This window comes from Dysgonomonas sp. (assembly GCF_035323175.1).
Lineage (GTDB): Bacteria > Bacteroidota > Bacteroidia > Bacteroidales > Dysgonomonadaceae > Dysgonomonas.
Window position 1 is genome coordinate 241961 of sequence record NZ_DAOKYH010000003.1, and the last position, 23555, is coordinate 265515.

At 39.8% G+C, this 23555-nt stretch carries 12 protein-coding genes; 3 read left to right on the plus strand and 9 right to left on the minus strand.

Features of this window, described 5'->3' with window-relative positions:
* Positions 1–26 precede the first annotated feature (26 nt).
* From PKC55_RS06625 to PKC55_RS06655, 7 genes are all read right to left on the minus strand, one after another.
* Positions 27–2522, minus strand: a complete 2496-nt coding sequence (locus PKC55_RS06625; RefSeq protein WP_291029737.1) for a glutaminase domain-containing protein — start codon at positions 2520–2522, stop codon at positions 27–29.
* A gap of 28 nt (positions 2523–2550) precedes the next feature.
* Entirely contained in the window at positions 2551–4725 is a 2175-nt protein-coding gene (locus tag PKC55_RS06630) for a hypothetical protein (protein WP_324372375.1), read from the minus strand.
* 242 nt (positions 4726–4967) lie between these two features.
* Positions 4968–5786 (minus strand): DUF3823 domain-containing protein, encoded by an 819-nt coding sequence (locus tag PKC55_RS06635; RefSeq protein WP_283686618.1) that lies wholly within the window; start codon positions 5784–5786, stop codon positions 4968–4970.
* Positions 5787–5809: 23 nt separating this feature from the next.
* The gene (locus PKC55_RS06640; protein ID WP_291129770.1) at positions 5810–7864 is read right to left on the minus strand and encodes a RagB/SusD family nutrient uptake outer membrane protein; all 2055 of its coding nucleotides are present in this window, start codon (positions 7862–7864) and stop codon (positions 5810–5812) included.
* A 38-nt stretch (positions 7865–7902) separates the two neighbouring features.
* On the minus strand, positions 7903–11082 hold the full coding sequence (locus PKC55_RS06645) for a SusC/RagA family TonB-linked outer membrane protein (RefSeq protein ID WP_291129766.1): 3180 nt from the start codon (positions 11080–11082) through the stop codon (positions 7903–7905).
* 21 nt (positions 11083–11103) lie between these two features.
* A complete protein-coding gene (locus PKC55_RS06650) occupies positions 11104–12570 on the minus strand; it encodes a glycoside hydrolase family 76 protein (protein ID WP_291129762.1) in 1467 nt (488 codons plus the stop codon).
* A gap of 100 nt (positions 12571–12670) precedes the next feature.
* Positions 12671–14473: a carboxypeptidase-like regulatory domain-containing protein gene (locus tag PKC55_RS06655; RefSeq protein WP_291129758.1), complete on the minus strand. Its 1803-nt coding sequence runs from the start codon at positions 14471–14473 to the stop codon at positions 12671–12673.
* Between the two features lie 441 nt (positions 14474–14914).
* On the opposite strand from PKC55_RS06655, the gene PKC55_RS06660 reads away from it, so the two are divergent.
* Positions 14915–17410 carry a Kelch repeat-containing protein gene (locus PKC55_RS06660; protein ID WP_324372379.1) on the plus strand — a complete coding sequence of 832 codons (2496 nt, stop codon included), beginning with the start codon at positions 14915–14917 and terminating at the stop codon, positions 17408–17410.
* A gap of 97 nt (positions 17411–17507) precedes the next feature.
* Here the strand turns inward: PKC55_RS06660 and PKC55_RS06665 are convergent, their stop codons facing one another.
* Entirely contained in the window at positions 17508–18797 is a 1290-nt protein-coding gene (locus PKC55_RS06665) for a UDP-N-acetylmuramoyl-tripeptide--D-alanyl-D-alanine ligase (protein ID WP_135104494.1), read from the minus strand.
* Positions 18798–19065: 268 nt separating this feature from the next.
* Between PKC55_RS06665 and cysK the strand changes: the two genes are divergently transcribed.
* Both cysK and PKC55_RS06675 read left to right on the plus strand, forming a co-directional pair.
* Positions 19066–20013 carry a cysteine synthase A gene (gene cysK / locus PKC55_RS06670; protein WP_291124286.1) on the plus strand — a complete coding sequence of 316 codons (948 nt, stop codon included), beginning with the start codon at positions 19066–19068 and terminating at the stop codon, positions 20011–20013.
* Positions 20014–20105: 92 nt separating this feature from the next.
* On the plus strand, positions 20106–21401 hold the full coding sequence (locus PKC55_RS06675) for an O-acetylhomoserine aminocarboxypropyltransferase/cysteine synthase family protein (RefSeq protein ID WP_135104492.1): 1296 nt from the start codon (positions 20106–20108) through the stop codon (positions 21399–21401).
* A gap of 91 nt (positions 21402–21492) precedes the next feature.
* Here the strand turns inward: PKC55_RS06675 and PKC55_RS06680 are convergent, their stop codons facing one another.
* Entirely contained in the window at positions 21493–23490 is a 1998-nt protein-coding gene (locus tag PKC55_RS06680; RefSeq protein ID WP_291124284.1) for a retaining alpha-galactosidase, read from the minus strand.
* Between the last annotated feature and the right edge of the window lie 65 nt (positions 23491–23555).

The following is a 23555-nucleotide window of genomic DNA, read 5'->3' on the forward strand; positions in this document are numbered from 1 at the left end:
CCTTCCATGAAATAGTTGCCTAAAACCTATTTACTTCCTTTTAGTTTTTCTTCCAGCATTTTGATATAATAGCCTCCGACTACCGAACGGGCTTTAAATCCTCTGTAGTTTGGCTTATCTGTAAATACCCAGTCGGACATCGGTATTCTGTCTACTGTTTCGTTCATAAACAAATGCAAAGGATCTATAAACTTCTCGAATGTCGCTTTATCATCAGCAAGCGTAGCAGTCCATATTATCCAGTCTGTCTTGGTATATGTTTCACGATTGTCGAGAGGCAGTCCGTATTTGTTTTGTTTGCCTAAATAGTAAGCGATTTCTTTCTGAGCCACTTCGTCAGGGAATATATTCATCTTTAGAAGCTTATTCCATACCAGATTATACTTCTGGCTCCATGTTCCCGGCTTGTCGAATGTAAGGCGATAATGATCTCCATCATCAGCCATCTTCATCCATTCCTGTGCCATTTCCTTAGCCTTAGCGGTATACTTTTCGGCAACATCTTTTTTCCCGAGCATATCCGCAAGCTTGCCATACGAAGCAACACCCATAATGGCCTTAACAGACAAATTCACATTGTGAGCAAAGTGACCGGCAAAGTCGTCTGTACACAACTGGTTCTCAGGATCGAGACCGTATTCCACAAGGTAATCTGTCCATGTAGTCAGTACATCCCAATGTTTCTCCGCATACTTGGCGTTGCCTTCCATAGCAGCGATAGCAGCTGTAAGAGCGAGCATATTACCTCCTTCTTCTATCGGCATGTCCCCCCCGTAAGTTTGTCCGTTAGCCAATGGATAAGTACCAACATCATGAGCAGGGAAAGGTTTTGTCCATTTACCGCTTTCGCTATAATAGAATATATGGTTCAATAGACCTTTAGCCAGTTCAGGATTGTAATACAAGAACAACGGTGCTGACGGATATGTTACATCCACTGTACCAATAGAGCCATTACTATTGTTTTCTTTCGACAAGAATAGTAAATCACCATTCGGGGCTTTCACCAATTTATGAGCTGTAATAGCTTGACGATATGCCAAAGCACAAAGTTCTGCATATTTCTTTCCTCCCGCCAGAGATGCTTTATCCATTAGCTCTTTATCAAACGCATAGCATTTTTCTATCAGTTTGTTGTATTCTTTATTTGCCGCATGAAATTGTCCTGCAATAGTCTGGTTGCCGTCCTGGTTCCAATAAGGGCGAAGGTTATCTCCAAAATATTGTATCGAATAGATATCATCATAACCAATCATTACTTTTCCTGAAAAGCTTTCGACAGAGCCGAGATTATGAGTCAAAGACATTTTCGACTTTTCATTTTCTCCTGTGGTTGCTTGCCCGTCCTGAACGTTGTTGACGAAATTAGTTCTCAAAGTATTACTCTCTCCAATATTAACCGATACATTATTTTTTTCGGCGACCAAATAGAAATACCCCCAGTCGATGCGCAGATCGTCGCCTTTTTTAGCGAGTATATTCTGTTCCTTGCTTCCCGATTTAAGGAATAACAAACCATTGTCTTCAAAGCTCTGGCTTACCGACTCCTGATAAGGTTGGTCAAGAGCCCAGCGTGGAGAAGCTTCGAAGTATATTTGTACATCATGAGCCTTTCCATCATTAGCCACAACCTGATAGGTAATATAATTTACAGGACGAGTCAGTAGGTTCAAATCATCCATAAACAGAGGAGCAGAGAAAGTCAATTTCAGATCAACCTCACCACAAGCAAATGTGTAATGCGTCTGCGTGGCTTGCACATCTACAGATTTTTGCACGGCAGTTTTTTCGAGAGCTGTATGCATCTCTTTCTGTACCAGCAAACCAAAATCCAACAGTCCGTTACCCACAGGGTTCTTACACTGAGCAGCTATCAAGTTATCCCCTTTCTTTAGTGCATTCACAACATCTGCCGACAATTTAATCATTGCATTTTTGTTGCATGTCGAACCTGTATTATGTACTTCAATACCATTGATGTAAAAAACGGCATCATCATCGTTCGAAAACTCTAAATAGATTTGCTTTCCTTGTACATCCTCATCTAAAACGATGTGTCTTCTGACCCAAATATTTTCTGTTGTCCAATCTGTTTTAGCTGTAGGCTCATTTATTTTTGTACCGAATGCACCTTTATCTTTTTTCCAAGACGAATCGTTGAAATTATTATCTTTCCAGTTTGCTGCCGGCTGCGTAGTCGTATAGCTTCCATACCATTCGCCTTGCTCCGATGTTGGTACAAGGGGATCCAACTCTACATCTTCAGTACCCATAAAACGATAGGCAACGCCATCCACCTTTATAGCTCCTATAAGCGGAAAGTCTTTTCCTGTCCAGTGCTTTACAGCTCCATCGTACAGATTATCTGTCATAGACCACGCACTGGTGTATGGGTCTATTGTGACCAAAGGGTACGCTGGTGCTCTTAATTCATTTTTAACCACTTCATAATCTTTCACACCACTGCTTTTACATGCGAGTAAGCCAAACAGCGGAAGAAGATATAACACAATGCTCTTCATGCGATTTTCTTTTTGTTTTGTATATAATTTACCATTTAATATTAACAGATACTCCCTCAGGATTATTCTCAAATTCTAATAAATAAGTCTTCGTCTGCTGATCCCATGCATTAGCCAAGAATTCTTCTTTGCCGTTTACCGATACACTCACAGGTTTTTGGGGTAGTAAAACACGAGATGCATTCGTAGTATTTATAGGACTTTTTGCAACAAACGAATAAGAACCCTTACCTACCTTTTCTTCATATACACGGCATGCAGCGGCAAGCACCTGCGGACGCTGCTTATTTGGCACCCTGTCTATATTCAGCAAGAACGCTTGTTCTCCCGGATTTACGGTCTTAGATTGGTATACAGGTAGCTTCGGATCAAATAAGTCAATGAAATTCCCTTTTATTATATAAGGCTCATTACTCACGCTTTCGTCGAGCACAGCAACCAGATCATACGCTCCTCTTTGGAGATAGAAATTGTTTTTAAAGATCAGCTTCCCTGCATTTGCTTTTTGTTCGTACATTCTTTTCACTACATCGAGCAATTGCTTATCGTTATCGGCTTTTAGAACAAAGTCTTTCGGATCGGTTCTGATAATATAAACAGTTCCTTTTCCATAACTATACTCACCTTCTTTAGGCGACACGGCAATATTCATTTGCTCGAACAGATGGTTAGACGGAGCAGTGTATTTATTGCCTCCTGTATTCCACCATTCCTGTACAGTCTGAAACGGATCGCTATCGAGCCCGCTATAAACCAACACGCCTCCGGCCTTCACCCACTGAGCTATATATGTATGAGCTTCGGGAGACAAAGGCTTCATATTCGAATAAGACATAAGCAATACCTTCGTATCGGCTAATGCTTCTTTATAGCCTAAGTTTTCTATATGGGCTGTTTTTACAGGTACTCCACGTTTAAGGAAAGGCAACGCTTGCCCGTAGAAATTTGCCAACTGAGGGTCTTCATACCCTGCGTGTGTAGGAAATCGCTGGAACATCAGTGAGTTTGCCATCAGCACGCTTATACCCCGCGAGCCTGTCACCTTATTATCTGACAAAGGCATACTGTTCAGCGAGTTTACCATTATTTGCATTTGTGTAGAATAATGTCTTGGTATTCTTTCCTTTTTGTCACTATTCGCACTTGTTCTGTAAAGTCCTTCATAAATACGTTCGGGCCAAGGCATTATTTCATAATCTGCGATATTGGGGTATAGCAATTGAGCCGTAAAGGTTGCCTGATAGTTCTTTTTGTAGTCTGCCCAGTCTCTCGGCCAGTCTTCGATCGGATCGGTGAGGAAGAACATCTTTCTACCTGTGGGAGCAGTCATCGACTCCATCGAGCCATATTCGAGAAACGCTGTTTCGAAGACTCTCTCTTTTACTTTTCCATCAAAGTAGTTTGGTTCTCTTGACGTACCCGTCCATACTTGGGCTATATATCCGTCTACACAATCAAGAGACGCCAAACTTGCTTCAGGGCTAACTATCATCCATTGCGAATAATTAACCAGTGAGTGTGTGGGCACATAACACTTCACATCTATTCCCCGACTCTTACCATATTCTTTAGCGTATGTAAACACTTCTTTAAGTGCATTGTAATACAATTGATATTTTAGTTTATTGGCTAAGTATGTGTTTTCGGGAGACTCGTGTTGTGGTCTCCAGTCAAAACCATAATAGCTTTTCCATTCTCGTTTGAAGGCTTCACTATAGCCTGCACGAGCCCAGAATTCGGGTTCTTCCATAAATATGGCATCGATGCCTGCATCGATCACCCGCTTTACATGTCTTTCTTTTATATATTTCAGGTAGTTCTGTGTAGGAACGATATAAGGAACCATATGTCCATGCCATATCGTGTCTCCATTTTGCTGCACCTGACCTTCGTCCAGATGCATTTTGCCATCCCATTGTCCTGTAAAGTAGTCTTGGTATTCGCCCCAAGCTATGCCTGTCATGAAGTGAGCAATATAACCTCTGTCGCGCCACGATTGCACACGTTCTTCAAACGGTATTCTTTTCGATTTATCAGAAGGGTTTCCACCTACTCCATATACCATCACCGCATCGGCTCGGGTATCTATTGTTGGTCTCCACTCTCGTGAAGTCTGGAATGTGGTTTTAACATTGTCTTTGGTTTGAGCCCCCAGCTGAAGGCCAAGCCCCAAAAGGCATAAGATTAATACATTCTTTTTCATAATAAGGTAATAGCCAAGTTAATTTAATTTGTTTAAGATCAGTATCGAGTTACATAGAAGATAACTTTTTGCATAGAGAGCAAAGGCTTATCAAAGGGCATTTTCTTTATATATTACAAACCTCGTTGCTATACATCTGCAAATGTAACCTGATTTAGGATAATAAATAAAAAATTTAAGGTTTAAAGCCTAACCGGCAGGTCAATTACTTTAAACCTTAAATCTAATTTACTTTCTCTACATTATGGAATCATCACCTCCATTGGCTCATTATAATTCCATCTGCGTGTTCCACTTCCTTTCGGTGTATCGTAATTGATACGTGCAGCAGCACGAATAAATACAGTTCTTCCGGAAGGAATAGGCTTTTTGGGATTAGATTCGATCGTAATCGTTTGACCAAACAAAGAGTTAAAAGCTGAACCTGTATATTCTATCTGGTTCGACCATCTCTCGTCACGGGCACGGTATCCTACTGTTGACGAATAGCTGACGAACAACTGAATATCAGTCATATTCAAAAAGCTATTATTATAACTTCCCATCGGTTCTATTTTTGCACGGAAGTCTTCTTCAGACACAGCGCGCGTAACCTTAACCTTGGCTTTAATTATACCATTTGTAACAGTAGGCTCTTCTACCCATTCTACTTTGAGAAAAGGTTGAACTTCAAACTTAACCTTAGTTTTGCCCTTTATATCCATTGTTTTGGTATCGTCTGCCAAAAGAATGCCATCGGCTTCGCGGATGAGAGGAATAAAAGGTCCATCGATACGGATATTATAATTTCCTTTAAACAATTTTGTATTTCTAAACGATCCGTCAGGCATACAATAAAAATAAGGATTATGTAAAACATTATCGCCCCAACTAAGTTCTGTTAAACTCACACGGATACCTTCGCTACCTTGATCGGTAAGCACACGCTCGCCGGTAGCCACGTCTACTACTTCTCCTTCCAGTGTTTCGGCCGGCTCATCGTAATTGTCCATCTTGAACAAATCGCAGGAACTGAAAGATAGCAGTACGCATATTAAAGAATAAAATACTATTTTTTTCATATTCTGTGTTTTATTATTGCTCATTATCTATTTGGCTGTTGATCAATCACTAAGCTCTTAGCAACTTCTCCATTAGGGATTTCGAAATAATAATCGATCGGATTATACTCGAATGTTCTCAAACCTACCATTTGGAAATGGGCATCGAAGAAATATTTACCTGTTTGAGTAGAAAGGAACGGATACAATCCACGGAAACGATAACGAGAGTTATTGCTGTAAGCATCCTTATTCCGTGTTTCACCCCAAAAGCCATCACGTCCATCGTAATGTTGTACACGCCAGCGTCTCAAGTCCCATTTAGTCTTATGCTCAAATGCAAGTTCCTTACGTCTCTCTTTGCGCACAGTGTTGCGTCCTTCTACAGATGAAGTAAGGTTAGAAGTAAGCTTGGTTGCTCCTGCGCGTTCACGAATCTCGTTTACTGCATCTGTTGCTACTTTCAACAAGTCTGATCCGTCAGGAGACGGCTCTCCTGCCAATGACAATTCTACAGCAGCCTCTGCGGCATTGAGCAATACATCAGCATAACGCATCAGGATAAATGGTTGCTCCGATTTTCCTTCTGCTGCCACAAAAGCAGGGTCAGGATTTAGCCATTTACGTCCATAAAGCCCTGCCATTGCAGATTCTCCCTGATCGTAGAACGGACCATTTGCTCCGGAAGCTGTTATTGTTTGCCCATTGAATTCTACCTTTTCAGGATTTTCTGATTTTGGACTCAGATACAATGTCTTAGGTTTCTGTGTATAAACATCCAAATGCTGGTAATACGTTTCGGCATTAGCATACGAATAATCCTTGAACAAAGGCTTAACCGGTGTTGAGCCTGTGTATACTCCCGCACGAATTTCAATTTCTTTGCCCTTAAACATATCTCCCGGGAATATTACATAAGCACGTAATCTTGGCTCTGCATTTTTGAAGAAGTCCATTGGCTTGTCATACAATATATAATCACCGTTTGTATTCGATGTTCCTGTTGTTACCTTAACTGTTCCATCAGCGTAGCGAGCAAATCCGTCAAACAACTCAAGGAAGTCAAGAGTAGGACATGTTCCAGACGACAACGGCGCACGGAATATGAATGGTGCACTATAAGCATCATACCCGTGAGTTAGAGTTGGATACATATATTTTCTCACATAAATATTTTCTGGGCTTGAAAGGTCACTAAACATATCCACCATATTCTGGTATTGTGCTTCACGATCTGTAGCCGACCATTTTTTCTTATAGAGAGAATAGCCTCCGGTCTGCATTACTTCACGTGCGGCTTTATATGCTTCTTTGAAATATCTCTTGGATGCACTTTGCCATGTGTCTTCACCAAAGCCGATTACACGAACACCGGTCTTCTGACCAAAGCCGGTAAGGCGTCCTGTTACGGTTTCGTTGTATTTAGCAACACTCCCTGCATACAACATTGCTTCCGATTTGAAAGACAGAGCTACATATTTGTTAGCGTAACCGGACTTTGGACTAGTCGGGCTCAACAATGAAGCTGCCTGATCGAAGTCTGCTAGAATCTGATCCCATGTTTCCTCTTCGCTGGCACGTGGTACTTCGAGTGCGTCCTTATCATTCGGATACTGAATCACCTTTGTTACCAGTGGAATTCCTCCAAAACGACGAGCCATAGCATAAAACACAAAGGCACGTACAAAGTATCCTTCTCCTAAATAATGATTGTATGTCTGTTCCTGAAATGAATCCTTATATTTAGGTAGTGTCTCGAGCAAATAATTTGCTTTGCGCAACAAAGAGAATGCATTTCCCCAATAGGCTGTGCGTTCGCCTGTGAAAGTCTTACAGATACCGTCACGATTAAGGGCTTCTCCTGTTCCTTCTATACCCATAGATCCCAGCCATGAATTGAATTCTACACCCCATTCGCCCATATATTTAAAATCCTCGAAAGGCATGTTACTGTACATTGTCGCCATGTAAATATCCATACCCGATTCATTGGTAAGAAGATCTTCGTCGGTTATCAGATTTTTTGGCGGAATATCTAGATCGTTGCAAGCAGTAAAGAATAACATGCTTAGCAAAGACAGTATTAATATTTTTTTCATATCTATCAAATTTATTATTTCGTTACTAATACAAGTTTTTAGAACGTAAGAGACATACCGACGGTGTACGTTTTATTGAGTGGATACAAACGTCCCAATTCATCATCCGGATGCTCAGGGTCAACAAATTTCACTCCTGTTATAGTAAATAGGTTGTAAGCATTGGCAAACATGCGCAATCTCATAGACGACAATGCTTTTATCTTAGGCAATGTATATCCCAATTCGATACTTTTAAGACGGAGGTAAGCTGTGCTTACACGGTTGAACTCAGAATCTGCATCAGGATAATGTCCTGTATAGCCATAATAACCGGATACCCATTGTGTTGCCGGATCGTAAGGATCTGCAAATGGATCTACCGGATGCCAACGATCAAGGAACTGAGTAAGTGTACCACCACCATTGCTACCCCATATAGCGTACAATGGCTCTTGGTATTTCATAGAACCAAGTGCTGATCCTTGCAACAATATATTCAGGTCGAAATTCTTGTATTCGAAATCAAAGTTGAAACTGTAATTCAACCACGGCGTTTGGTCATACGCATAAGGGTGTTTATCCAAATCGCTTATTTCACCATCACCATTCCAGTCTACATATTTATAGTCGCCCGGTAAAAGTCCACGATCTTTATAAATTGGATAAGACCAGATATCTTTCCAGTTCTGATAACGTCCGGCAGAAGTATAACCGAACTGTACTCCCTGATAACGATTAGTGAGGTTGTCGTTACGCCATCTGTCGTACGAGTTACCCCAAGGTCCTTTTTCGGAAGCGATCATGTGTTTTTGACGGGTAATTGTACTAATCGCTTTTACACGATATGAAAAATCATTTATCTTGTTACGGTGCGATAGTTCAAGGTCTATACCGAAATGACGGTCACTATCCAGGTTTTCATTTGGAGCCTCAGCACCTACTACGGTAGGCAAATCTCCTTTGCGACGGGCAAACATACCTTCGCGACGACGATCAAAATAATCGGCGGCAAAACCAAACAATCCGTTCCATCCTTCGAAGTCTACCCCAACATCGAGTGTACGAGACTCGTACCAAGAGATGCCAACATTAGGAAGCGGCTTGGTAGAAGCAGCAGAAATATATTTATCTCCGATAATGAATCCCGGAGCATACTGATTGTAATATCCCGAAGCAGAGTTAGAGTTTGTAGCAGGATAGTTATATCCATTTGCCCACTCATAATTCCAATTACTAGACAAGTCATCTCCTAACACCCCGTAGCTAGCACGCAGTTTCAACTGATTTATAAATGACAAGGCAGAAACTGACTTGAAGAAAGGCTCTTCAGAGATACGCCATCCCGCCGATACAGAAGGGAAGAATCCCCATTGGTGTCCTTTTGCAAATTTAGAAGATCCATCGTAACGAAATTGAGCTTCGAGAATATAGCGGCTGCCATAAGCATAATTTATCCTACCGATCATTGCAGCATTAGCTTCTTCATAAAGGTCATTGTTGCCAATATTCATACCGCCCAACTGGTTTTCGTCAACACCCGCAAATAGATAATCTGTAGAAAATGCAAGCTCACGCTGTGCATAGAAATTATCACCGGTACGCTTTTGTGTTTCCATACCAACTACTCCACCAAAAGTGTGTTCACCGAAAGTACGGTTGTAGTTCAATAATAGCTGGCTCAATATCTGTTGCTTATTATATGATTCGCGGCGAAGACGGCTTGGCGAACTGGCATTGAACAATGCCTGATCATAAGAACCGGTAACCTCATTGTATGCATACTGATAGTATTCTTTACGATATGCCTTATTGTTATCCATACGGTAATTGAAGCTCACTAACGCTTTTGCCGATAATCCTTTCAATACGGGAGCTACAACACCTAAATCGTAATTAAGCGATGCCGAAGATTGAAAATATTTTTGTTGATATTTTCTATATCCCGATATATCGGAAGTCATTTGTGCTACGGCATTCTCCTGCATTTCCAACCCTTGATAATTTAGCATTGTGTTTTCAGGGTCAGCATACGCCGGATTCAAAACACCTTGTCTCCAATAAGTACGAATGATATTTACAGCATCTGTATATGGATTGTTGCGCTCATCGGCAACACCGCTTAAATTAATATCAAAAGTTAACCCATCAAGAATCTTAGTAGTAACGTTAGCACGAAGATTATATTTATTATAATTAAGGTCGCCCGACTTAAAGAACCCTTCCTGATAGAAGTAACCCATACCTACATAGAACTGAGTTTTGTCGTTACCGCCTGTGATGCTTAGGTCATGTTGCGTTTGCGGTGCATAATTAGAGAATAATAAGTCTGTCCAATTCGTTGTGCGGCGAGTACCGTTGCGAAAAGCTTCAAAATCCTCCTCCTTATAGATGATGCTTCCTCCATTGATATTGTTCATCGACCTTTCGTTGTACAATGTCATAGTTTGGTAAGGATCGGCAAGAACCGGCATACCCGATGGTTTTTGGAAAGTATATGTACCGTTATAAGAAACTGATGTTTTTCCGTCCTTCGATCCTTTTTTGGTAGTTACCAATACAACTCCATTTGCCGAACGAACCCCATATATAGCCGCCGAAGCATCTTTCAGAACAGAGATATCGTCAATATCATTTGCATTTAAACGTTGAAATTCTTCTGTAGTACTCGGAATACCATCGATAACTACCAATGGTGCACCTAGTCCGCGAATGTCAAAGTTGTTATTGAATGTACCCGGCTCAGCACTCTTTTGCCATACACGCACCCCGGCAATTTTACCGGTAAGCATATTCTGAGGGTTTTCGTTCTTGGTTTTCAACATCTCGTTCCCTTTGATGCCTGCCACAGCTCCGGTCAAAGTAACCTTTTTCTGTACGCCATAACCGACAACTACAACATCTTCGAGAGTGGTTTCGTCAACGGTCATTGCCACATTGATGAGGCTACGTCCGTTCACCTTCTCTTCTTTCGTTCCATATCCTAAGAACTTAAACACCAACGTAGCGTTTGCAGGGGCATCGATCGTATATTTACCATCTATATCTGTGATTGTACCAACAGTCGTATTCTTAATTGCTACACTCGCTCCGGTTACAGGCTCATTGTTTTCATCTGTAACTATACCCGATATGGTCTTGTTTTGAGCCCATAGCGAAGGCGCAAAGACAAGAAAGAGCATCATTAAAATGCAGGAACACAAAAATTGCATCCTTCTGGCATGATGTGTTTTTATCATAACAATATAAATTTAAGTTAGTTAATTTTTCTCCAATTCGTATCGTGCTAAGGTTGCGTATTCGGCAGCAAAAGCGAATGTAAACATCCCTTCGAGTCTGTTATTTACATTTTCGCGACTCCAACCAACCAGCAGATTTGCAGGAAGTAATCCTCTATAGAAGAAGTTATCGTATCCGTAATCCAAATTCTTCTGGAAGGTATCGATATATTGCGATGCGTTTTTGTAAGATGGGTATGCATCTACATATCCACGCATCAGTACGCCATTAAACCAGTTGTTGAAACCAATCAGATCGTAGGTATAGTATCCCGGAACATTAAGACCAAGTTTTGCAAAATATTTGAAACTTGCATCCGATAGTTTTTTTCCATCTTCCAGATATACATTTTCCCCTGTTGCACGATACAGATCGGCTGCGCCTGAAATCATCGAACCGCAATTGTACGAATAAGGAGTCCCTGTACGATCGCGCAGATTGGTGTGCTTGCGATATTTTACCCCATTTACGGTTTCGTATGCCACATCACAGTTAGGGTCGCAACCACCCATCATATCATGGTATACACCATCTTCACGCAAAAGGTTTGTTTTTTGCCAGTCATAAACTGCTTTAGCAAATTTCAGATAGTAGTCGCTCTTTTTCACAGTTGCTGATTTACGGCTATTATCTGTAGCAATATACTTATAGGTAATTTCATCATTCTTACCTTTATAGAGCTCTGACAGCCAAACTAACGGACTAACCACAGGACCGTTGCTACACGAGTGTTTTGTTACATAACCGGGACCCCAAGGGATACCACCATATTCTTTACCATTGCTGTCGAGAACACAGTCCCAACCATCGAGCACGTATTCTGTCAGATACTCGGCTTCTGTGAGATAAGTATTATTTCCGGTAAGCTTATATGCTTCCAGTAATTCACGTATCAGCCACTGCTGGTCGTCATATACGTTGTGTATACCCTCTACCAGTGCCGTTCCTTTGGCATTGCCTCTATCTACGCCGTATACAGACCAGTCTTTAGTCTGCGTATATGAAGTTAGACTAAATGTTCCTTTATAATACGCGGCATTGGTATACAGCTTGTTCAACAATTCGCTATAGCGGTTGAAATTCTTATCATAAAGTTCGGCTTTGCCTTTCTCCTTGTGAGCTTTCAACCCATCTAATATTGCGTTCACAGCCTCGATAGAGCTGGTGTACATCCATACGCTACCCTTTTCGTCAGAGCCGTCTCTATTCGCATTGGATTTAGTATAAGGATTATAAAATCTCGACATTGCCATTCCTTCGCCTTTGAAATGATAAAGCATTGCACTATCTACCATTTGCATAGCACGAAGGATGTTCTGCTCGGCAAGATTATCGGAAGTAATAGTTCCCGGTTTTTTGCCTCCTCCATTGTCTATTTCGGGATTATCGCTGCATGCAACGGTTATTACCAACAAAGAACAAAGAATAGTTGTTACTATTTTTTTCATTTTTTCTATTTTTCTTGTATCTCAGTGCACTCTCTGCATAAACAATACTTTTTATAGTACTGCCTTATGCAGAGGATTCACTAAGACCACAACATTTTTATTAATTTAGATTGATACTATAGAATACCAGCTTGCTTTCGTCACCGTTGCTTTCGCCCTTGTATACACCGAACACCAATACAACATTGTTGCCGTTGAACTGTGACAGATCGTATACAAATGAAGCATAAGCTTCAGGTTCACCGGCTCCACCCGCACCGTGTTTGAATTTCCAACAGCCATCTGCGGCAGCGGAAGCTTCTTGAGCGGTATTAGATTTTGGAGCGACATGCACAACTGTTCCGTCTTCTTTGATTGCAGTCAGCTTAAAGAATGTATAGTTACTTCCAAAGGTACGAGTCTTCAATGTCAGGTGATTATTACCTGCTCCTATCGCAAACTTAGAATAGAAGTATGCTTCGGGCTCTTTGGTATTAACAGCAGTACCTGAACCTCTGGTCTTAATCAAGTAACCTTCGGAAGGGAATACTTCAGGGTCTTTATGAAGAGGAACAAAAGCCCATTCAAACGCTATATGAGAATTTTCGCGCCATGAACGATAAGCAGCTTTATAGTTATCTCTACCACCACTTACTTTACTTATTCCACTAAATGATTTCTTTGGATGTACCATCGTAGAGCGTACCATTTCCTGAGTAAGCTTCCATCCATCTACGACATCTGTTCCCGGTAACCAATCCCAGTTTTCTACTTTTTTATCAGCAAAACGGATAGCACGAAGAACTAATTGTTTCCAATAATCACCTGTTTTTTGTCTATAGATACCAACAGCCACAATCACTTCTTTTCCAACATATGCACTCAAATCGAAATCATAGTCAGCATAATTACCAGAGCCATGAGTCTTTGTATCTCCTATTTTCACATTAGTAGGCTCTGCTGCCGAAAGATCGATAACCTGTACTCCAAAATAGGCTGGAGAAGCCTCATCAGCATCATGGGTACGTACTCTAAGAGAAAGAATTTTATTATCCTCTGTTATTTTTTTACTACCGTATACAAAAGAGTCAAAAACATCAAGATTAGCCGGATTGTTTCGTTCATCACCAGAATTACGGATTTGTAGTGTTGTTCCCTCATTCTGCTCATCCCAAGCTCCTCTTAAGTCAAGGGCACACATGTAATCGCCAGACCAATCCCAGTGAGGATATGCATCACCATTACGTCCGCCACGGTATTCATTGTAATACCACTTATCGGCAGTTGCCAAATCTTCAGCGGTTAAACCACGCAGTAATTCAACACCGCCCATTCTGAGGTCTACTGTTGCCACTCCATCAACGAAATCACTTTCGTTTACTGTTTTGGTTATTGTTACATAGTCCGTTTTGGTAAATGTTACTGTATAAGTTCCTTTTACCAAATCTTCGATAACAAATTTACCATCACTCCCCGATGTTGCAGAAACATCAGCACTTATGCTAACAACAACTCCGGCAAGAGGTGCACCACCATTTTTTGCATCGGTAAGCGTACCTACTATTTTAGAATCCGCATTTACCATTTTCACACTTGTAGATGCTACTTTGTTGGCATCGAATTTACCGGCAGTAATAGTTACACTAATTGTTTGAAATCCCTTCTTTGAGAATTTTACCGAATGGGAATCAATAGATACGTTCTGGGCAGTATATTTGCCGTCACTTCCTGTTGTCACCGTTTCCTCTACACCCGATATGGTAACAGTAACACCACTAATAGGAGCATCCATCTCATCTAATACAATCCCCGTAACAGTGCCGTAATCGACATGTTCCGATTCATCATCATTACATGAGGTTGCTATAGATACTATGCCGCCAAGCATAGCTACGAACAGAAATGTTCGCAAAATTTTCTTCATTAAAATCATGTTATAAAAGTTAAGAGTTAACATTAATTAGAAACATAAATGTACATAGGCTGATTTTTGGTTGGTTGATTAATAGATTTTGGTTATTAAATTATTTTTCTTTCATGATATGGCTCGACATACGTATTGCCCGCTATCATTTTTACCAAAGATTGGCGCTCGAAGGTTAATTATTGGGTTAAATTTGGGTTATTAAGTAAAAAAAAACATTAATCTTATGCTTTTTACCTTATTATGTGCACATTATAAGAAATCTTAAAAAACCAGTTAAAACGGTATTAAAAGGGAATCTCTTTCTATTAAAAAGATTTTAATATCTTTATATCTTGATAAGACACCTCTACCCCTTCTCCATTTATCACAAAACAGAGTATTACAATAGAGGTCACCCGGAAACAATCTTATTAACTTGAAAATTGTATTTTCTATCCCATGAAACTGTATCTATATATATTTTTCATACTTAGTTGTTTTTATTCACAAACAGCCTTATCTCAAGGTCTAAAATTTTGTGGAGGGGAACAATCTATAGATAAAAGAACCTCTTACGATGTTTTCAAAAATTCATCCGTTGCATTTTCCAACTATTTCAATATTGATTTTAAGATAGCTCTTTATCCTGCAAAAGAAATTGGATACATTCTTCGTATAAAAAATGAGAAATCCGATAAAATTTATAATTTATTTTATGACGGACAAGGCAGTAGTTTTGTATTCAAATTCAATGAAGAAGGGCGAAGCAGCTTGATCACAGCCGAACTAAATAAAGAAGAACAGCTTGATAAGCATTGGCTCAGAATGATAATATCATTTGATCTAAAGAGTGATTCGATAAGATTAACTGTAAATGACAGGGTATTTAGAGCTGTAGCCTCAGGGCTTCCGGAAAAATACTATCCGATTATTCTCTTTGGTAAAAGCGACCACATTATCGATACTCCTTCTTTTGCAATCAAAGAACTCTCGGTTGGGAATAATGAGAAATATATATTTCCATTAAGAGAGAATGAGGGAAGTATAGTACACGATTCGAAAGGGAAGGCATTGGGAGAAGTATTAAATCCACAATGGCTGATAAATGATGCTTATCACTGGAGCTTTAAGACTTCATTCAAATCCGAAACTGTAGCCGGAGCAAACTACAACGTAAGAAAGAAAGAAATATATTATTTCAACAGGGATGCGATATCTATATATAATGTAAGATCGGGCGAAACAAGAACAAAAGTCTTCGATGAAAAATGTCCGGTAAACCTTGCTTTGGGTACAAACTTCATAGACACGAAAAACAATAGACTATATGCATATGAGGTGTATCACAATATAACGGATGAACAGCCCATGATTGCCAGTCTGAATCTGGATACCTATCAATGGACAACAGAAAGCACAGAGCGACTCCCCAGACAACTACATCATCACGGGGCTTACTATGATCCTTCAACGGATAAATACACCATCTTTGGAGGATTCGGCAATATGTACTATAGTAAGAACTTTTATTGTTTCGACCTAAACGATAGAAAATGGTCAACACTCGATGGCTTTAGCGGAGATACAATACTTCCTCGTTACTTTTCGTCAGTAGGATATCTGAAGAAAACAAATTCCATATATGTATTCGGAGGGATGGGCAATGAATCGGGCGAACAGGTGGTAGGACGAAAATATTTCTATGATCTGCATAAAGTTGATTTAAATACAAAACATATTACAAAGCTTTGGGAAATTCCATGGGATAAAAACAATGTAGTGCCTGTACGGGGAATGGTTATCCTTGATGATTCTTGTTTTTATACATTGTGCTACCCTGAACATTTTTCGAAGTCATTTCTACAATTATACCGCTTCTCACTGAAAGACGGAAGTTATGAAATACTAGGAGACTCAATTCCTATATATTCGGATAAAATTACAACAAATGCCAATTTATATTACGACCATCAGCTAAACAACCTGTATGCAATTGTACAGGAGTTTGCCGATGATGTATCTTCCGATCTTAAAGTTTATTCGTTAGCATTCCCACCCATTACAGCAGACGATCTTACAAATTATCCCAAAGAAGAATCAGGTATTATTGTTTTAATAATTATCGGCCTAACTTGTATATGTATCTCTATTATAGGGTATCTTCTATATCGGAGGTTTGTTCGGAAAAATAAGAACAGCAGAAATACCAGCCAAACATTTAGAATGCTGAACAACGATAAAGAACGAATTGATAAACCTAATTCCATTTATCTATTCGGGGAGTTTACTGTGCGCGATAGAAACAATAAAGATATTACCTATATGTTCAGTACAAAGCTAAGGCAAATGTTCTTTCTTGTTCTGCAATATAGTATCGAAGACGGTATCACCTCCCAACGGCTTAGCAACCTCATATGGCCCGACAAACCCGAAGATAAAGTAAAAAATTCAAGAGGAGTTACTATCAATCACTTAAGGAAAGCACTAGGTGAATTGGATGGAATTGAATTTGTATATGACAAAGGCTATTTTAAAATAGTATTAACCGACGAATGTTATTGCGACTTTGTAAGATGCATTCAAATCATATCTACCGGTATAGAAGAAAACAGAGAAGAATTAATAGAGATATTAACACGTGGTAAATTCCTAAGATCTTCAGATCAGGCTCTTTTTGATACATTCAAGATAGACATGGAACATAAACTGGAACCTGTATTATTGATAGAAATCGAAAAAAGCTTTACCACGGAGGCCTACCAGACAACGATAAATCTAACAGAGGCATTGTTCAATATAGACCCGTTGAACGACGAGGCCTTAGTTTTCCAGACCAAAGCTTTACAAAGATTAAAGCTAAATGAAGAGGCTCGCATCCGCTATCAGGCATTTGTGGTAGAATATAAGAAAACAATGGGTAGTGACTATCCTCATCCTTATAAGGATTTGATTTAAGATACTCAAACTCTATTCTGTTCAAAAAATCAATCAAGTATATAATAGAAAAAGATCCCCAAATGAGGATCTTTTTCTATTATATTATATTATCTTTTTATAGCATGTCAATACATTTCTCAAGTTGTACTCCCCTCGAGCCTTTGAGTAATATGTAACTATCTTCAACCGGATCTTTTTCGAGATATTCTTTCAGGTGGTCAAGATTTTTAAATCTCGGATACTTTGTTTTTACCCTGCTGAAATTATCTCCGATAAACATAACCCTGTCAAAGTTATGATCGCTTATATAATCTGCAATCTTCTGATGCTCCATATCTGTATCAGGTCCTAACTCCTTCATATCTCCAAGGATAAGAACCTTATGATTTACATCCATATGGTCAAAGTTTTCGAGAGCGGCATGCATACTTGTCGGATTGGCATTGTATGCATCTATTATAAGCATGTTTTTCTCTGTCTTTTTTAGTTGCGAGCGGTTATTCGTAGGCACATACTCCTCTATAGCTTTACATATCAAAGAAGCTTTTACTCCGAGATACTTACCAATGGTTATTGCAGCCAATGCATTAGAGAGATTGTACTCTCCTATCATATTTGTTTGCACCTTATTCCGTTTATTTCCAAATTTCCATTCCAATGCAAGGAAAGGGCTGATAGATGTTACTTTTCCTGAAATAAATAAATCTTCCTCCAGTCCGTAATATATAGACGTTATCCCTTCCGACATTTCGCGTAAGAGCAAATTGCTGTAGTCTATAAATATCTTTCCATCTTTGGTACTGCGGATAAATTCATACAACTCACCTTTGGCCTTCACTACATTTTCGAACGAACCAAACCCCTCGATATGTGCATGTCCCAGATTGGTAATCAGCCCATAGTTTGGTAAAGCCATCTCGGCAAGAAAGCGGATTTCACCTACATGGCTCGCTCCCATTTCCACAATCACAATCTCATGTTCTTTTTTTATCCTCAGCAAGGTTAGCGGAACTCCGATATGATTATTCAGGTTTCCCTGAGTTGCCAGCACATTATACTCCTGAGACAAAACAGAATAAATCAACTCTTTTGTAGTTGTTTTTCCGTTTGTTCCGGTGATAGCAATAATTGGCTTTTTTATAAATTGTTTCCGGTGATGGCGGGCTAATTCTTGTAGTGTTTCCAGACTGTCTTTTACTAATATTATATTCGGTCTGGTTGCGTATCTCTCTTCATCAACAACAGCATAGGCACAGCCCTGATCGATTGCTTTTTCAGCGTATTCATTCCCGTTAAAATTTGCACCTTTTAATGCAAAAAATATTGAATCTTTAGGACTATTACGTGTATCAGTTGAAATTTCCGGGTATTTCTTATATATATTATATAGATCTGATATCTCCATAGCGTTTATACAAATTTATTGTTTCCTTTCAAACGTTTATTAATGTATTACTTTTTAGATTTGTAAAGTTCCACAAGATTTGCTTAAAGCACTACGAATATACGTTAATAATTTCTATCAAACATTCTTCTTAACGTTTTTTACTTTATCAAATATCTCAGCAAAATATACCATAAACATGGTATCAAAATACCTTACTTTAGCGATTTTATATGTACCTCAAAGTATGTACCTTTGTATCAATAATTAAACAAACAAATCAACGGTTATGGGAAAAATTGCAAAAAAATTAACTGATCTTATCGGAAACACTCCGCTATTGGAGCTATCGAATTATAATAAGAAACATGGAGTAGATGCTCATGTAATTGCGAAATTAGAATATTTCAATCCGGCATCGAGTGTCAAAGACCGTATTGCTAATGCGATGATAGAAGAAGCAGAGGCATCGGGACTACTTCACCCCGACAGCGAACTGATAGAACCAACCAGCGGAAACACAGGGATAGGGCTTGCTTTTGTAGCTGCGGCAAAAGGCTATAAGCTTACATTAACAATGCCTGAAACTATGAGTATAGAGCGTAGGAATCTACTTAAAGCACTTGGTGCAAATATTGTTCTTACTCCGGGCCCCGATGGCATGAAAGGTGCTATAGCAAAAGCCGAAGAACTACAAAGACAAAACCCGAAAGGAGTTCTTCTTCAACAATTTGCGAATCCTGCAAACCCTGCAATACATAAAAAAACGACTGCTGAAGAAGTCTGGCGTGACACCGATGGTAAGGTCGACATCTTTGTAGCGGGAGTTGGTACAGGCGGAACTGTAAGCGGTGTAGGTGAAGTTTTGAAAAAATACAATCCAAATGTGCAAATAGTGGCTGTAGAGCCAACAGACTCACCTGTATTATCAGGAGGTAAACCCGGCCCGCACAAAATACAAGGTATAGGAGCAGGCTTTGTTCCAAAAACATACAATGACTCTGTTGTAGATGAAATCATTCAGGTAAGCAATGACGATGCCATCCGTACAAGCCGTGAACTGGCTCGCGAAGAAGGTCTATTGGTAGGTATCTCTTCGGGCGCAGCAGCGTATGCCGCTACATTGTTAGCTAAAAAACCTGAAAACAAAGGAAAGAATATCGTTGTAATCCTTCCTGATACAGGAGAGCGTTATCTGTCTACAGTATTGTATGCTTTCGAAGAATATCCACTTTAATCAACATAATACGATCTTAAAGGTTATCTTTATTTAGTTATGAGTAATTGATTTTAAAATCAATTACTCTCATTTTATAAAAACAAAAAAATATGAGCAACTATAAATTTGAAACGTTACAAGTACATGCCGGACAAGAGGTAGATCCGGTTACACGATCACGTGCTGTACCTATTTATCAAACAACGTCATACACTTTTGATGACGCACAACATGGAGCCGATTTGTTTGGACTTCGTAAATTCGGGAATATATACATTCGTCTGATGAATCCGACTACAGATGTATTTGAAAAACGTATAGCTGCTCTTGAAGGCGGAACATCTGCACTGGCAACAGCTTCAGGACACTCCGCTCAATTTTTGGCACTCAATAATATACTGTCACAGGGAGACAACTTTGTCACTACTTCACATCTGTATGGTGGGACACACAATCAGTTCAAGTCACAGTTCAAACGTTTGGGAGTAGAAGCACGCTTTACACCGGATGACGAACCGGCTTCGTTCGAAAGGCTTATTGATGACAGGACAAAAGCTCTTTATCTGGAGACAATCGGAAATCCCGATCTGAATATCCCTGATTTTGAAGCTATCGCTGCTGTAGCCGACAAATACGAAATACCTCTAATTGTAGATAATACGTTCGGTGCAGGAGGTGCACTCTTCCGCCCGATAGAACACGGGGCTACCATTGTAGTAGAAAGTGCTACCAAATGGATAGGTGGACATGGAACATCTCTTGGCGGGGTGATTGTAGATAGCGGTAAGTTTAACTGGGGCAATGGTAAGTTCCCTGAATTTACAGAGCCATCCGACAGCTATCACGGACTCGTATTCTGGGATGTATTTGGAGCAAATGGTCCATTCGGCAATATAGCATTTACGATACGTGCCCGCGTAGAAGGACTTAGAGACTGGGGTAGTACCATCAGCCCGTTCAACTCATTCCTTCTCTTGCAAGGATTGGAAACACTTTCTCTTCGGGTAGAACGTCATGTGGAAAACACATTGGCTGTTGCTAAATGGTTGGAGAAACATCCTAAAGTAGAGTATGTAAACTATCCGGGACTAGAAAGTAGCCCATACCACGCATTGGCTAAAAAATACTTCAAAAAAGGAGCCGGTGGTGTGCTTTCTTTCAAAGTAAAAGGATCGGGAGATAATGCCGACAAAGTGATAAATTCACTCCAACTAATAAGCCACTTAGCAAATGTAGGTGATGCTAAATCTCTGATCATCCATCCTGCAACTACAACTCACGAACAACTTTCGGACGAAGAAAGAGTTTTGGCAGGTGCTATTCCGGGGTTGTTACGCTTGTCTGTGGGTATCGAAAACATTGACGATATCATCGCTGATCTGGATCAGGCGCTGAGCAATATATAAAATAAAGCCGTGATTATTTTTTTTATAAAAGAGGCTGTCTCACAAAATAGTTGAGACAGCCTCTTATCTTATAATAGAAGAATAATTATTTTTATTTCTTTGTTATTTTTACAACATAACCTCCACCCGGAGCCATTGATATTGGAAGCTTCCGATCGGCAGGAATATCTATTATTTCCTTTTTGTAGTCTTTAGCAACACGATCGGCGTTTATACCGTCTTTAAACACTTCTCCTTTGAAGTTGCCTTCGCCCAAGAATGACAAATCCAGTTCCATAGTACGAGCATCCCAGTTTGTCAATGCACCCACATACCATGCATCTCCCTTTTGACGGGCGATAGCTACATATTTTGCAATTTCGCCATTCAAAGCAACTGTATTATCCCAAACGGTAGGCACAGCAGCGATAAACTCAGTACACTCCTGTTCTGCCATATAGTTTGACGGGCTGTCGCAAAGCATATTCAACGGAGATTCGAAAATAACATATTCAGCAAGCTGGCGGCAACGTGTACCTTGGCTCATGGCTTCGTTATTCACGCTTCTGTAATTCCCCTTTGTAGCATTGCGCATAGCACCTTGCGTGTAATCCATAGGCCCTGCTACCTGACGAATAAACGGAATAGTAACATCATAGGTAACCTGATCGAGGTTTTCTGCCCATTTCATTTGCTCCAATCCATTTACGCCCTCGAAGTTAATCACATTAGGATATGTTCGTTGCAAACCTGTAGGCTTGTAAGTACCGTGATAGTCTAACATCATCTTATATTTAGCAGCGGTTTCTGCACCACGACGGTGAAAATCAACTACAACCTGATCGTCCCTATCCATAAAGTCTACTTTAAAACCTTTGATTCCCATCTCGCTATAATGTTTGCAAACAGCTTCCATATCACGATCGAAAGCATGAAACCCTGCCCAAAGGATAAGACCTACATTCTTCGATTTAGCATAAGCGACAAGTTCGGGCAAATTAATTTCGGGAACAACCTGAAACAGATCGGCTTTCAGGTTCACAGCCCATCCCTCATCCAAAATCACATATTCTATACCATATTTAGAAGCGAAGTCTATATAATATTTATACGTCTGATTGTTCACTCCTGTCTTGAAATCTACATTATAAAGGTTCCAATCGTTCCACCAGTCCCATGCTACCTTACCCGGCTTTACCCAAGAGTAGTCACCCTGAGACGGTGTTGCCAGCTTGTACACCATATCACTATCTGCCAGATCTGAATCTTTTTCGGAAACTATTACCACACGCCAAGGGAAATTGGTAGCACCATCAAATTTTGCAAGGAAATTCTCACGAGATTTTACAACCATCTGCAGATTGTTGTGTCCCCCTTGTTCTACATCTTTCGGATACGGTGCAAAAATCCCTTTCAGAATATTGGCTTTATCTCCCGGATATAAGAACATTCCCGGATAATTAAGAAGGTCAGCTTCTACAATGCAAACCTTTTTACCCTTTACTCCCTCTACTACCAAAGGGCTTATGGCAAGTCTTTTCTTATTCCACTCAGACAAAAGATTATGAACATACGGTTGTTCGAATGAATTAAAGAATTGCTCTTCAAAAGACGCCGATTCATATTTATTGGTATAATTGATAAAAGCTTTACTGTCTGTAGGAAAATTAAACTCAACCTGTTCGCCTTGTACCGCAAAAGGCTTCTTAGACGCAGACACAAAACGGTAAGCAATACCATCGTCGTATGCTCTAAAGAGAATACTGTGATCTTTAAATTTGAGCGTAAGCTCATTATAATCATCTTTTATTTGCTTACGTTTATATACCTGAGCACTAATTGTCTGATTTACGGTCTTTGTAGATGATCCCGACAACTTTGCGTCTTTTCCATAGAAAGTTCCGTCACTGAGTGACATGGAAATTATAGACTTGTCGAGCATAAGATCGCCGTTATGCAAAACAGAATAATCGATTGTTTTACCTACATTAATTACAGCTTCCAGCTTACCATTCGGAGATTTAAGATTAAATAACTTCTGGGCTGATACTGTCATTGAAAACAGAGCCGTGCAGAATACGGCTAAAATAATCAAGTAATTTTTTTTCATAAGTATATTTAAGTTTAGAATATAGAGAGATCACTCCCTTTTGCTAAAATAATTCTTTTTCAAGT

Coding starts and splice junctions, on each gene's coding strand:
- PKC55_RS06625 (WP_291029737.1), bottom strand. CDS start 2,522: ATGAAGAGCATTGTGTTATATCTTCTTCCGCTGTTTGGCTTACTCGCA.
- PKC55_RS06630 (WP_324372375.1), bottom strand. CDS start 4,725: ATGAAAAAGAATGTATTAATCTTATGCCTTTTGGGGCTTGGCCTTCAG.
- PKC55_RS06635 (WP_283686618.1), bottom strand. CDS start 5,786: ATGAAAAAAATAGTATTTTATTCTTTAATATGCGTACTGCTATCTTTC.
- PKC55_RS06640 (WP_291129770.1), bottom strand. CDS start 7,864: ATGAAAAAAATATTAATACTGTCTTTGCTAAGCATGTTATTCTTTACT.
- PKC55_RS06645 (WP_291129766.1), bottom strand. CDS start 11,082: ATGATAAAAACACATCATGCCAGAAGGATGCAATTTTTGTGTTCCTGC.
- PKC55_RS06650 (WP_291129762.1), bottom strand. CDS start 12,570: ATGAAAAAAATAGTAACAACTATTCTTTGTTCTTTGTTGGTAATAACC.
- PKC55_RS06655 (WP_291129758.1), bottom strand. CDS start 14,473: ATGAAGAAAATTTTGCGAACATTTCTGTTCGTAGCTATGCTTGGCGGC.
- PKC55_RS06660 (WP_324372379.1), top strand. CDS start 14,915: ATGAAACTGTATCTATATATATTTTTCATACTTAGTTGTTTTTATTCA.
- PKC55_RS06665 (WP_135104494.1), bottom strand. CDS start 18,797: ATGGAGATATCAGATCTATATAATATATATAAGAAATACCCGGAAATT.
- cysK (WP_291124286.1), top strand. CDS start 19,066: ATGGGAAAAATTGCAAAAAAATTAACTGATCTTATCGGAAACACTCCG.
- PKC55_RS06675 (WP_135104492.1), top strand. CDS start 20,106: ATGAGCAACTATAAATTTGAAACGTTACAAGTACATGCCGGACAAGAG.
- PKC55_RS06680 (WP_291124284.1), bottom strand. CDS start 23,490: ATGAAAAAAAATTACTTGATTATTTTAGCCGTATTCTGCACGGCTCTG.